The organism is Streptomyces sp. NPDC057543 (assembly GCF_042801895.1).
GTDB lineage: Bacteria > Actinomycetota > Actinomycetes > Streptomycetales > Streptomycetaceae > Streptomyces.
The window spans coordinates 15,495-27,764 of the sequence record NZ_JBHVFF010000084.1 but is presented as its reverse complement, the minus strand read 5'-3'; the positions used below and the strand labels follow the sequence as shown (position 1 = coordinate 27,764).

The 12,270-nt window shown below is 70.9% G+C and carries 10 protein-coding genes; 4 read left to right on the top strand and 6 right to left on the bottom strand.

All coding sequences use genetic code 11. From position 1 onward, the window contains the following. The 5 genes from ACFU8Q_RS16760 to ACFU8Q_RS16740 all read right to left on the bottom strand — a co-directional run. On the bottom strand, positions 1-339 hold a 339-nt coding region (locus tag ACFU8Q_RS16760; RefSeq protein WP_384453821.1), incomplete at its 3' end, for an XdhC family protein. Between the two features lie 76 nt (positions 340-415). Then, a complete protein-coding gene (locus tag ACFU8Q_RS16755) occupies positions 416-1,867 on the bottom strand; it encodes an NCS2 family permease (protein WP_384453818.1) in 1,452 nt (483 codons plus the stop codon). A gap of 381 nt (positions 1,868-2,248) precedes the next feature. Continuing rightward, on the bottom strand, positions 2,249-4,633 hold the full coding sequence (locus ACFU8Q_RS16750) for a xanthine dehydrogenase family protein molybdopterin-binding subunit (protein ID WP_384453816.1): 2,385 nt from the start codon (positions 4,631-4,633) through the stop codon (positions 2,249-2,251). Between the two features lie 2 nt (positions 4,634-4,635). Then, the gene (locus ACFU8Q_RS16745; RefSeq protein WP_384453813.1) at positions 4,636-5,229 is read right to left on the bottom strand and encodes a (2Fe-2S)-binding protein; all 594 of its coding nucleotides are present in this window, start codon (positions 5,227-5,229) and stop codon (positions 4,636-4,638) included. A 2-nt stretch (positions 5,230-5,231) separates the two neighbouring features. Next, a complete protein-coding gene (locus tag ACFU8Q_RS16740; protein WP_384453810.1) occupies positions 5,232-6,122 on the bottom strand; it encodes an FAD binding domain-containing protein in 891 nt (296 codons plus the stop codon). A gap of 259 nt (positions 6,123-6,381) precedes the next feature. Here ACFU8Q_RS16740 and ACFU8Q_RS16735 point away from each other — a divergent pair, with 259 nt between their 5' ends. Continuing rightward, positions 6,382-8,154, top strand: a complete 1,773-nt coding sequence (locus ACFU8Q_RS16735; protein ID WP_384453807.1) for a PucR family transcriptional regulator — start codon at positions 6,382-6,384, stop codon at positions 8,152-8,154. Positions 8,155-8,317: 163 nt separating this feature from the next. Next, positions 8,318-9,103, top strand: coding sequence for a hypothetical protein (locus tag ACFU8Q_RS16730; protein ID WP_384453806.1), 786 nt, complete (start codon positions 8,318-8,320; stop codon positions 9,101-9,103). Between the two features lie 23 nt (positions 9,104-9,126). On the opposite strand, the gene ACFU8Q_RS16725 is transcribed toward ACFU8Q_RS16730, so the two are convergent. After that, on the bottom strand, positions 9,127-9,963 hold the full coding sequence (locus ACFU8Q_RS16725; protein WP_384453803.1) for a GntR family transcriptional regulator: 837 nt from the start codon (positions 9,961-9,963) through the stop codon (positions 9,127-9,129). A 146-nt stretch (positions 9,964-10,109) separates the two neighbouring features. On the opposite strand from ACFU8Q_RS16725, the gene ACFU8Q_RS16720 reads away from it, so the two are divergent. Together ACFU8Q_RS16720 and ACFU8Q_RS16715 are read left to right on the top strand one after the other, a co-directional pair. Next, the gene (locus tag ACFU8Q_RS16720) at positions 10,110-10,958 is read left to right on the top strand and encodes a (2Fe-2S)-binding protein (RefSeq protein ID WP_384453800.1); all 849 of its coding nucleotides are present in this window, start codon (positions 10,110-10,112) and stop codon (positions 10,956-10,958) included. A 191-nt stretch (positions 10,959-11,149) separates the two neighbouring features. Beyond that, complete coding sequence (locus ACFU8Q_RS16715; RefSeq protein ID WP_384453798.1) at positions 11,150-12,226, top strand: DUF2637 domain-containing protein; 1,077 nt, start codon at positions 11,150-11,152, stop codon at positions 12,224-12,226. Positions 12,227-12,270: the final 44 nt, after the last annotated feature.

Here is a 12,270-nt window from a genome sequence, read left to right as displayed (position 1 = left end):
GGCGAACACCGTCCGTGCGGGGTCGTCCGCACGGACCGGTGTGACCAGGATGTCGATGACGCCGCCGCAGGTCAGCCCAACCGCGAAGGCGTCCTCGTCGCTGTAGCCGAACCGCTCCCGGACGGTCCTGCCGTCGTCGAGGGCCTGCTCGCACAGCTCGTACACCGCGCCCTCCACACACCCCCCGGAGACCGAACCGATCGCCGTGCCGTCGCGGTCGACGGCGAGGGCGGCTCCCGGCTGCCGGGGGGCGCTCCCGCCGACCGCCACGACGGTGGCCACGGCGAAGTCGCGTCCCTGCTCGACCCACCGGTTGAGCTCTTCGGCGATGTCCAGCATGACGTTTCTCCTTCTACGGGGGTGCGGAGGGACGGGTCGATCGCTTACGGACGGACCGATCGCGTTACGGTCGGGCCTACTTGGCCCCCATCCAACTCTCGATCGGGCTGAGCGCGAAGTACACGACGAACACACCGGTCAGCACCCACATGAACGCGCCGACCTCACGGAATCTGCCCTGCGCCGCCTTGATCGCGACGAAGGAGATCACTCCGGCGCCGACACCGGCGGTGATGGAGTACGTGAACGGCATCAGGGCGACCGTCAGGAAGACCGGCACTGCGACGGAGCGGTCGCTCCAGTCGACATGGCGGGCATTCTGCATCATCATCGCGCCGATGACGACCAGCGCGGCGGCGGCGATCGGCCCCGGCACGATCTGGGCGAGCGGGGTGAAGAACAGTCCGGCGGCGAAGAGCACACCGGTGACGACGGAGGACAGACCCGTGCGGGCCCCCTCGCCGACGCCGGTCGCCGACTCGATGAAGACGGTCTGGCCGGAGGCTCCGGAGACGCCGCCGATCGCCCCGCCCGCGCCGTCGATGAACAGCGCCTTGGACAGGCCGGGCATCCGGCCCTTGCTGTCGGCGAGCCCGGCCTCGGTACCGACGCCGATGATGGTCGCCATCGCGTCGAAGAAGCCGGCCAGCACCAGGGTGAAGACGATCATGCCTACGGTCATGACGCCGATGTCGCCCCAGCCGCCGAACTCGACGTGGCCGAAGAGCCCGAAGTCGGGCATCGAGACGGCGCCGCCCTGCAGTTCGGGTGCGCTGCCGCCCCATGCCTTGGGGCTGATGTCGCCGACTGCGTTGACGACGACGGCGAGAACGGTGCCGACGACGATGCCGATCAGGATCGCGCCGGGCACATTGCGGGCCTGCAGCATGAAGATGAGCAGCAGGGTGACGCAGAAGAGCAGTACGGGCCAGCCGGAGAGCTGTCCGCCCACGCCGAGCGTGACCGGGGCGCCCTTGCCGACGAAGCCGGCGTTGACGAGACCGATCAGCGCGATGAACATGCCGATGCCGATGGTGATGCCGTGCTTCAGGGCCAGCGGTATCGCGTTCATGATGATCTCGCGCAGCCCGGTGACGACCAGCAGCACGATCACCACGCCGTACATCACACACATGCCCATGGCCTGCGGCCACGTCATGTGCGGCGCCACCTGGGTGGCGAGCACGCCGGAGACGGAGAGCCCGGCGGCGAGAGCGAGCGGCACCTTGCCGATGAAGCCCATCAGCAGGGTGGAGACGGCGGCGGCGAGCGCGGTCGCCGTGATCAGCCCGGCGTGGCTGAGCCGGTGGCCCGCCACATCCGGTCCGGACAGCAGGAGCGGGTTGAGCAGAAGGATGTAGCACATCGCCATGAAGGTCGTGATGCCGCCGCGCACTTCGCGTGCGACGGTCGAGTCGCGTTCGGAGATGTGGAAGTACCGGTCGAGCCAGGATCTTCCTGCGGGGATGCGCGAGCCGGAGCCCGCGTCCTCCGCAATGGTCCCGGGCTCCACTGACTGCTGGGTCATGATGCCTGACTCCCAAGGTTCACAGGGGCACCCGCGATGAAGAATCGATATGCGGGATTTGGGATGACTGCGCTGGCGGCACGACCCGGGGGACGGCCCGAGACGAACTGTGCATGCAGAGTGGAATGTGCTGGTACTACGGAAATGCGGGACTGCTTCGTCACCACGGGACTGCGATACCGCGGGACTGCTTCGTCACCACGGGACTGCGATACCGCGGGACTGCTTCGTCACCACGGGACTGCGTTGCTGCGGTGACTACTCGTTGCGCCAACGACCATGAGAAGTGCGGCACTTGAGTACTCCGGGCGGTGCGGGCAACGGAAGTGTGACGTTCCTGGGAGGCACGCACCGCCCGGAGGGTTCGGGAGGAGCCGGGACTCAGGTGCCCGTGAGGTGCTCGGGGCGTACCGGAGTCCTGTTGAGCTCCAGGCCCGTCGCGTTCCGGATCGCCGCGAGGACGGCCGGGGTCGACGACAGGGTGGGGGCCTCACCGATGCCACGGAGCCCGTACGGGGCGTGGTCGTCGGCGAGTTCGAGCACGTCGACCGGGATGGTCGGGGTGTCGAGGATGGTGGGCAGCAGGTAGTCCGTGAAGGACGGGTTGCGCACCTTCGCGGTCTTCGGATCGACGAGGATCTCCTCCATGACGGCGATGCCCATGCCCTGGAGGGTGCCACCCTGGATCTGGCCGAGGACCGACAGCGGGTTGAGTGCCTTACCGACGTCCTGGGCGCAGGCCAGTTCGATGACCTTGACCAGGCCGAGCTCGGTGTCGACCTCGACGACCGCGCGGTGCGCGGCGAAGGAGTACTGGACATGGCCGTTGCCCTGTCCGGTGCGGAGGTCGAAGGCTTCGGTGGGCCGGTGGCGCCACTCCAGCTCGATGTCGACCGCTTCGTCCTCCAGTACGTCGACCAGGTCGGCCAGCACCTCGCCGCCGTCGGTGACGACCTTGCCTCCCTCCAGGAGCAGTTCGGCGGTGGCCCAGGCGGGGTGGTACGTACCGAACTTGCGGCGGCCCATCTCCAGGACCTTCTCGCGGACGGCCTCGCAGGAGTGCTTCACGGCGCCGCCGGTGACGTACGTCTGCCGGGATGCGGAGGTGGAGCCGGCCGAGCCGACCCGGGTGTCGGCCGGGTGGATGGTGACCTGGGCGACGCCGAGTTCGGTACGGGCGATCTGGGCGTGGACGGTGACGCCGCCCTGCCCGACCTCCGCCATGGCCGTGTGCACCGTAGCGACCGGTTCGCCGGCGATGACCTCCATCCGCACCCGGGCGGTGGAGTAGTCGTCGAAGCCTTCGGAGAAGCCGACGTTCTTGAGACCGACCGCGTAGCCGATGCCGCGTACGACGCCTTCGCCGTGGGTGGTGTTGGAGAGTCCGCCGGGCAGGGCCCGTACGTCGGCCTGTTCGCCGGCCATCTCCCACTGGCGCTCGGGCGGCAGCGGCATGGCCTTGACCCGGCGCAGCAGCTCGGCGACCGGGGCGGGCGAGTCGACGACCTGTCCGGTCGGCAGGACGCTGCCCTGTTCCATGGCGTTGATCTGCCTGAACTCGACCGGGTCCATGCCCAGTTCGGCGGCGAGCTTGTCCATCTGGGCCTCGTAGGCGAAGCACGCCTGGACCGCGCCGAAGCCGCGCATGGCCCCGCACGGCGGGTTGTTGGTGTAGAGCGCGATGGCTTCGATGTCCACGTCGTCGACGACATACGGGCCGACGCCGAGCGAGGAGGCGTTGCCGACGACGGCCGGAGAGGCGGAGGCGTACGCTCCGCCGTCCAGTACGATGCGGCATTTCATGTGGGTCAGCTTGCCGTCGCGGGTGGCGCCGTGCTCGTACCAGAGCTTGGCGGGGTGACGGTGCACATGCCCGAAGAAGGACTCGAACCGGTTGTAGACGATCTTGACCGGCTTGCCGGTGCGCAGGGCGAGCAGGCAGGCGTGGATCTGCATCGACAGGTCCTCGCGGCCGCCGAAGGCGCCGCCGACTCCGGAGAGCGTCATGCGGACCTTGTCCTCGGGCAGGCCGAGGACGGGGGCGATCTGACGCAGGTCGGAGTGGAGCCACTGGGTGGCGACGTACAGGTCGACGCCGCCGTCCTCGGCGGGCACGGCGAGTCCGGACTCGGGGCCGAGGAAGGCCTGGTCCTGCATGCCGAATACGTACTCTCCGCTGACCACGACATCGGCGCGGGCCGCCGCCGCGTCCGCGTCGCCGCGGACGATGGGCTGGCGGTGGACGATGTTGGGGTGCGGTACGTGCCCCGCGTGGTGGTCGTCGCGGCCCTCGTGGATGAGGGGCGCGTCGGGGGCGGTGGCCGAGGCCTCGTCGGTGACGACGGGCAGCTCGCGGTACTCGACCCTGATCTTCGCTGCTGCGCGCCGGGCCGTCTCGGGGTGGTCGGCGGCGACGAGCGCCACCGGTTCACCGTGGTGGCGGACCTTGCCGTGGGCGAGGACCGGGGTGTCCTGGATCTCCAGCCCGTAGTTCTTCACCGAGGTCGGCAGGTCGTCGTAGGTGAGTACGGCGTAGACGCCGGAGGTGGCGAGCGCTTCCGAGGTGTCGATGGAGACGATCTCGGCGTGCGCGACCGTGGAGCGCAGCGTGTGGCCCCAGAGCATGTCCTCGTGCCACATGTCGGAGGAGTACGCGAACTCGCCGGTGACCTTCAGGATGCCGTCGGGGCGGAGCGTGGACTCGCCGATGCCGCCCCTGGTACGGGTGCCCTGGTTGATGCTGGTGGGGTTGCCGGTTACGCCCATCGTCAGACCGTTTCTTCCGCGCGGGCGGCCGCGAGGCGGACCGCGTCGAGGATCTTCTCGTAGCCGGTGCAGCGGCAGAGGTTGCCGGAGAGCGCCTCGCGGATGTCCGCGTCGGACGGCTCCGGGTTGCGTTCCAGCAGTTCGTCCGCGGCGACCAGCAGGCCGGGGGTGCAGAAGCCGCACTGGACGGCGCCGGCGTCGATGAACGCCTGCTGGATCGGGGAGAGTTCACCGGTGTCCCGGCCGTCCTCGCCGGCCGGCTTGGCTTCCCACTGGCGTGCCTTGTCGAGTGCGGTGCCACAGGCGCCGCGGGCGCAGCCACTGCCCGGGTGTGCCTGGGAGCGGTGGGCGGCGAAATCCGCGAGGCCCTCTACGGTGACGACCTCGCGGCCCTCCACCTGGCCTGCGGCGACCAGGCAGGAGCAGACCGGGACACCGTCCAGACGGACGGTGCACGATCCGCACTCGCCCTGCTCGCAGGCGTTCTTCGAGCCGGGCAGGCCCATCCGTTCACGCAGCACGTAGAGGAGCGACTCGCCCTCCCAGACGTCGTCCGCCTCGTGCCTGCGTCCGTTGACCGTGAAATTGACGCGCATGATCAGGCAGCTCCTTCGGTGCTGCGGCCGTTGCCGCGGTACGACTCCCAGGTCCAGCCGAGGGTGCGGCGGGCCATGATCCCGACCGCGTGCCTGCGATAGCTCGCGGTGCCGCGCACATCGTCGATCGGGTTGCAGGCGGCGGCGGCGAGCGTCGCGAACTGCGAGGCGATGGACGGGGTGATGATCGTGCGGCTGTCCCAGAAGCCGCCTTCTTCGAGCGCGGCGTTCAGGAATTCCTCCGCCGCCTTCGCCCGTACGGGCGTGGGGGCGGCCGAGCCGATGCCGGTGCGGACCGTGCGGGTCTCGGGGTGCAGGGCCAGGCCGAAGGCGCAGACCGCGATGACCATCGCGTTGCGGGTGCCGACCTTGGAGAACTGCTGCGGCCCGTCGGCCTTCTTGATGTGCACGGCCCGGATCAGCTCGTCCGGTTCGAGGGCGTTGCGTTTGACGCCGGTGTAGAAGGCGTCGATGGGGATGAGCCGGGTTCCGCGTACGGATTCGGCCTCGACCTCGGCGCCCGCGGCGAGCAGTGCCGGGTGGGCGTCTCCGGCGGGCGACGCGGTGCCCAGGTTGCCGCCGACGCCACCGCGGTTGCGGATCTGCGGCGAGGCGACGGTGTGCGAGGCGAGCGCCAGTCCGGGCAGCTCGGCGCGCAGGTGCTCCATGATCTGGCTGTACGGGACGGAGGCGCCGAGCCGTACGCTCTCCTGGCCCACCTCCCATTCGGACAGTTCTCCGATGCGGTTCAGGTCCAGGAGGTACTCGGGCCGCCGGTGGTCGAAGTTGATCTCGACCATCACATCGGTGCCACCCGCGATGGGCACAGCCGTCGGGTGCTCGGCCTTGGCGGCGAGCGCCTCCTCCCAGCTGGCGGGGCGAAGGAAGTCCATGAGTGGCTCTCTTCTTCTCAATCGGGTCGTTCGCTGGGGCTGGGGGACGGCCGGCCCTCGACTGGTCGTTCATGTGTTGTTAACGCGGTGTGGGGCCAAGTACACAAGCCGTGCTCCACCCGGTGCAGTCACCGAAACCATGAAGGAGTTGGCTGGTCGATCTCCTCGTCTTGTAGATTCGAACGAATGGCGGGGATCAGTAACCTCACCGCAATAACCAGTTTTCACCCGCACCAACGAAAGAGACGGCGGCAACGAGATGCGGCTGCGCGCACTGCTGGAGACCGACGCGCTGGGCCTGCGGCTGCTCGGCGGCGAGGACGAGCTGGACAGGACCGTCCGTGGCGTGATGACCACCGACCTGCGGGATCCCAGCCGCTATCTGTCGGGCGGCGAGCTGGTCCTGTCGGGCCTGGCCTGGCGCCGGAACGCCACGGACTCGGAGCCGTTCGTACGGATCCTGGCGGGCGCCGGGGTCGCCGGGCTGGCGGCGGGCGAGGCGGAGCTCGGCAATGTTCCCGGCGACCTGGTGGAAGCGTGCGCGAAGCACCGGCTGCCGCTCTTCGCCGTCCATGAGACCGTCGCGTTCGCAACGATCACCGAACATGTGGTGCGCCAGGTGTCCGGCGAGCGGGCGGGCGACCTGGCCGCGGTCGTGGACCGGCACCGCAGGCTGATGACCTCGGGACCGGCGGGCGGCGGACCCGAGGTGGTGCTCGATCTGCTCGGCTCCGACCTCGACCTGCATGCCTGGGTACTCTCCCCCACCGGCCGGCTGATCGCGGGCGCCGGTGACGCGCCGCTGGCCGGACCGGTGGGCGTGGCGCTCGCCGGCCACCATCTGGCCGCCACCCGCACCGGCCGTCGGGCCCCGCACCGGACCACGGTCGGCGGCACCACGTATTCGCTCTTCCCGATCCGCAACACTGGGCGGGGCGCGCTCCCGGCGTCCCGGGATGTGCGCGAGTCGGTGCTCTCCGACTGGCTGCTCGCGGTCGAGGCGGACGCGAGCGACTGGCCGCCCGCCCGGCTGGATCTGCTCCAGGGCGTCACCCAGCTGATCGCGGTCGAACGGGACCGGCGCGACGCTGCCCGTACGGTACGCCGCAGGCTCGCCCAGGAAGTCCTGGAGCTGGTCCAGACGGGCGCCCCGCCCGCCGAGATCGCCGCCCGGCTGCGGGTCGCCGCCCCGGTGCTGCTGCCGGGGCTCGGCGCCGCGCCGCACTGGCAGGTCGTGGTGGCGCGGGTCGAGTGGGGCGGCGCGGAGGGCTCCGCGGACACGGGCGGGCCGGCCGCCTCCGTCGCGGGCGCCCCGGCCGGGGGCCCCGGTTCCGCCGTCGCGGGCGGCCCGGTCGCCCAGGCGCTGCTGGAGGAGATCCTGGTCGACCCCGCGGTCACCGGCCCCGACTCCGCGGACCGGATCGCGGTCGCCCACACGGGCGACGAGGCGGTGGCCCTCGTACCGCTGCCCGCCGTCACCGCGCTCGCACCGGCCAACGACTCCGCTCCCGACGGGGCACCCGCCGAGGAGGACTCCGCGCTCCACGCCGATGTGCTGCTCGCCGCCGTCCGCGAACCGCTCTCGGCGGGCCTCGCCGACGACGGCCGGCTGACACTGGGTGTCAGCGCGGCCGTGCATTCGCCCGAAGGCCTGCGCGGCGCCCTGGAGGAGGCCCGGCACGCCCGCCGGGTGGCGGCGGCCCGCCCCGGCCGGGTCTGCGCGGCCGGCCATCACGAGCTGGCGTCGCACGTCCTGCTGCTGCCGTTCGTCCCGGACGACGTGCGCCGCGCGTTCACCGCACGGCTGCTCGACCCGCTGCGCGACTACGACCGGCGCCACCGCGCGGAGCTGATCCCGACGCTGGAGGCGTTCCTGGACTGCGACGGTTCCTGGACCCGCTGCGCGTCCCGGCTCCATCTGCACGTCAACACGCTGCGCTACCGGGTCGGGCGAATCGAGCAGTTGACGGGGCGTGACCTTTCGCGCCTGGAGGACAAGCTCGATTTCTTCCTCGCCCTGCGTATGAGCTGACGTCGGGGACCTGCCGCGGCTCCCGGCAGGTCCCGTCGTTTGTGAAATCTTTCACCTGACATTGACCCGACCCCTTGGCCCGGCGTGCCAATCCGTGCTGAGATGCGGCCAGACTCAACAGCTCAATGGCGCGCTCGGGGAGGGCAATGTGGCGCATACCGCCATGTCTGGTTCCGGAACGACAGCAGATGACGATCCGCCGCTCCAGACAGCGGTATGGCGGCTGCGATCACGCGCCTGCTGGACGGACGCCGCCGCGCTGCTCGAACCCGACGCCGCCACCGATCCGGCGGCGGCACTCCAGCGGACGGCCCTGCTGACCGAACGGTGCCTGTACACCGGGCAGGGCTGGACCGACGCCGAAGACGCGCTGCGCACCGCCGAGGCGCTTGCCCACGACGACGCCGAACGCGGAGCGGCCGCCTGCGAGCGCGGTCATCTGGCGTACGCGTCGACGCTCCTGGGCGTACGGGACCGGGCCGACGAGGCCAGCGTCGCGCTGAGCCGGGCCGCCGCGCTGCTCGCCCCCTCCGCGCCGAGCCGCCCGCTGCTGGACTTCCGCCGGGGCCTGATCGCACAGAACATCGCCGACTCGCCGCAGGCCGCGCGCGCCGCGTACCGCAGGGCCCACGCCGGTGCGACCGCTCAGGGCGACGCCCTGCTGCTCTCCTCGACCTGGCGCCATCTCGCCCTGCTGGCTCTGCGCGAGGGCGAGCTCGCGGAGGCCCGGCACGGCTTCGCCGAGTCCCTGCGGATAAGGGAGGAGCTGGGCTATCTGATCGGTACGGCCCCGGCCCTCATCGCCCTCGCGGACTCGGAGCCGGAGCCGGAGGCGGCGACCCGGCTGCGGGCCGAGGCGGGCCGGCTCTTCCGGCTGCTCGGGGGCGTACCGACCTGGCTGGCCCCGCATCTGGACCCACCGCCGCCTGAGACGGCCGAGGCGAACTGAGCCCCCGGGGGGCCGGCGCTCGGTCAGCTCTCGGCGCCGGTGAAGTGTTCCCGTACGAGCGACTGCACGGCGGTCAGGTCCTGGGCGATGAGCGCGTCGAGCAGGGCGGTGTGCTCGGCGGCGTCGGCGAGCAGGTCGGCGCGGCGGGTGACGGGGTTGTTTCCCGGTGGCCACTGGGAACGGCGGTGCAGGTCGTCGGCGACCATCACCAGTTGCTCGTTGCCGCAGAGCGCGAGGACCGCGCCGTGGAAGGCCCGGTCGGACTCGGCGTAGCTCGCCCGGTCGCCCACGGCGGCGGCCGTCACCGTGGCGTCGGCCAGCGGGCGCAGGGCGCACCAGCGGGCCGACGGGACGGTACGGGCCAGTCGCAGTATGACGGGGACTTCGATCAGCGCGCGTACCTCGGTCAGCTCGGCCCGCTCCCGCGGGCTCCGCTGGGACACCCGGAATCCGCGGTTCGGTACGACCTCGACGGCGCCTTCGACGGCCAGCTGCTGCATCGCCTCGCGCACCGGGGTCGCGGAGACCCCGAAGCGGGCGCCGAGGGCCGGTGCGGAGTACACCTGTCCCGGGACCAGCCGGCCGTCGACCAGGGCTGCGCGCAGGGCGTCGAGGACCTGGCCGCGTACGGAGTGCCGCTGCACCGCCGCGCGCGGGCCGGGCGGCTCGCTGTGGGTGTGCTCGCCACGCGCCTGTTCCCTGCATGCCTGATCCGTGCGTGCCTGATCCCCGTACATCTCTGCACCACGCGCCTGTTCGCCGCATGACTGTTCGGGTACGCGTACGGATGCCGGGGTGGTCGCGGACGCGACGGACGCGTACGTCGGTCGCGTCCGCTCTCTCGCGCTGCCCTGCTCCACTCGGACCTCCTCGGCCTGCCGTGGGCGCGGCTCGCGTGCGCCATGCCCCCTGTGCACGATAGGCGGAGCAGGCCACAGTTCAAACATCGATCCGTTCGGGTAAGGTAAGGCTTACCTGCAAACGATCGCGATTCGGTGGTCCCTGCATGACACTCCCCGCCGTGCTCCCCGGCACCACCGCGTCCGCCGTGACGGGCGCGTACACGCGTCTGACCGAGGTCTTCCCCGGCCTGCGCGCAGAGGTGCTGACGGACGATGACGCCGCACCCCGTGGCGTCGGCTGGGTGGGCGCGGGCGAGCTCGCGGCCGGTGGTGCCGCACTCGACGCCTTCCTCGCCTGGGACCATGCCCAGGTACTGCGGGACCACGGCCGGCAGCCCCGCCCCGATGTGGTCGCCGGCTTCGGGCTACACCGGTACGCCTGGCCCGCCTGCCTGCTGGTGACGGTGCCGTGGTTCCTGTATCGGCGGGTGCCCCGGATCCCCGTCGACGATGTGGCGTTCCAGCGTGCGCTCGGCCATCTGACCGTACGGGTACGGGAGTTCGCCTGTCTTCCGGACGATCCCGCTGCCGGACTGCCGGGCGCCCGGGTCGTCCCGGACGAGGCGGCGCTGCGGGCCGAGGTGCTCGCCGCGGTGGCCGACCACATCGGCCCGGTGCTGGACGGCTTCGGATCACGTATGCGGCGCGGCAGGCGCGCGCTGTGGGGCATGGCGACGGACGAAATCGTCGAGGGCCTCTGGTACATCGCTCATCTCCTCGGCGAGGAGCGGCGGGCGATGGCCGAGCTGGAGGCACTCCTGCCCGGCACCACGAATCCGTTCGTCGGCTCGGCGGGCTTCCGCGAACTGACCGGGCCGGACGGCGGGTCGCTGCCCACCCGTGACCGGGCGAGCTGCTGCCTCTTCTACACGCTGCGCCCCGAGGACACCTGCGTCACCTGCCCCCGTACCTGCGACACGGACCGAGTACGGAAACTGACGCCCACTCATTGATTCACACCACCTGCACGGGTAGTACTATTCGAACGCACATCATCGGCTGCGTACGGGTATTCGATCAGATCCCGGCTATCCGTATGCCCTGCCAACCCAATGGCGTTCTCTTGCCCCGAAACCCCCTGAGAGTGACGGGGTTTCGGCAATCATGGCGCCCGAAATGCCCTACGCGACGCAAGGGACCGCGCATGAGACTGACCGACATATCGCTGAATTGGCTGCTTCCGGGCGCCGTGCTGCTCGTGGGGGTCCTGGCGGCGGTCGCGGTGGTCGCACGCGGCAAGCGCGCCGCTGACAATTCCGCTACCGAAGACAGCTGGGAACGCAGCGAGGAGCGTCGTAGACGCAAGGAGGCGCTGTACGCCACCGCCTCGTACATCCTGCTCTTCTGCTGTGCGGCGGTCGCCGCCGCGCTCTCCTTCCACGGGCTCGTCGGCTTCGGCGAGCAGAACCTCGGCCTCACCGGGGGCTGGGAATACCTCGTTCCGTTCGGCCTCGACGGGGCCGCGATGTTCTGTTCCGTACTCGCGGTGCGCGAGGCCAGCCACGGTGACGCGGCGCTGGGCTCACGGCTGCTCGTATGGATGTTCGCCGGCGCCGCAGCCTGGTTCAACTGGGTGCACGCGCCGCGCGGAATGGACCACGCGGGCGCCCCGCAGTTCTTCGCGGGGATGTCGCTCTCGGCGGCGGTGCTCTTCGACCGGGCACTGAAGCAGACCCGCCGGGCCGCGCTGCGCGAGCAGGGCCTGGTGCCCCGTCCGCTGCCGCAGATCCGGATCGTACGGTGGCTGCGTGCCCCCCGGGAGACCTTCGGCGCCTGGTCGCTGATGCTGCTGGAGGGCGTACGCACCCTGGACGAAGCGGTCGAGGACGTACGTGAGGACCGGCGGGAGAAGGAGCAGAACCGTCTCCGCAGGAAGGACCAGGAGAAGCTGGACCGAGCCCACATCAAGGCGCTGAACCGGCAGAACCGGGCCTGGCGCCGGGTCGGCCGGGGCGGCACCCAGGTGGACATCCAGGCGATCGCCCCGACGCCGGCCTCCGCGCAGTCCGTCGTGGAGCCCGCCGTATCCGAGCCGGGGCAACTGTCCTTGCGCCCCCGGCCGTCCCTGCAGGCCGTGACGGGCCCGAACGCCGGCGCCCCGGAGCGGAACGCGCTTGATCCGATCACCGTCGACCTCACCGCCGAGGACGACACCCAGGCACTGCCCCGGCTCGATTCGCTGGAGCGGAAACTGAAGGATCTGGAGCAGCAGTTCGGCTGATCCGCTGATCCACATGTCCACATGGATGTGCTGATTCGTCGCAA

Coding starts and splice junctions, on each gene's coding strand:
- ACFU8Q_RS16755 (WP_384453818.1), bottom strand. CDS start 1,867: ATGACCCAGCAGTCAGTGGAGCCCGGGACCATTGCGGAGGACGCGGGC.
- ACFU8Q_RS16750 (WP_384453816.1), bottom strand. CDS start 4,633: ATGGGCGTAACCGGCAACCCCACCAGCATCAACCAGGGCACCCGTACC.
- ACFU8Q_RS16745 (WP_384453813.1), bottom strand. CDS start 5,229: ATGCGCGTCAATTTCACGGTCAACGGACGCAGGCACGAGGCGGACGAC.
- ACFU8Q_RS16740 (WP_384453810.1), bottom strand. CDS start 6,122: ATGGACTTCCTTCGCCCCGCCAGCTGGGAGGAGGCGCTCGCCGCCAAG.
- ACFU8Q_RS16735 (WP_384453807.1), top strand. CDS start 6,382: ATGCGGCTGCGCGCACTGCTGGAGACCGACGCGCTGGGCCTGCGGCTG.
- ACFU8Q_RS16730 (WP_384453806.1), top strand. CDS start 8,318: ATGTCTGGTTCCGGAACGACAGCAGATGACGATCCGCCGCTCCAGACA.
- ACFU8Q_RS16720 (WP_384453800.1), top strand. CDS start 10,110: ATGACACTCCCCGCCGTGCTCCCCGGCACCACCGCGTCCGCCGTGACG.
- ACFU8Q_RS16715 (WP_384453798.1), top strand. CDS start 11,150: ATGAGACTGACCGACATATCGCTGAATTGGCTGCTTCCGGGCGCCGTG.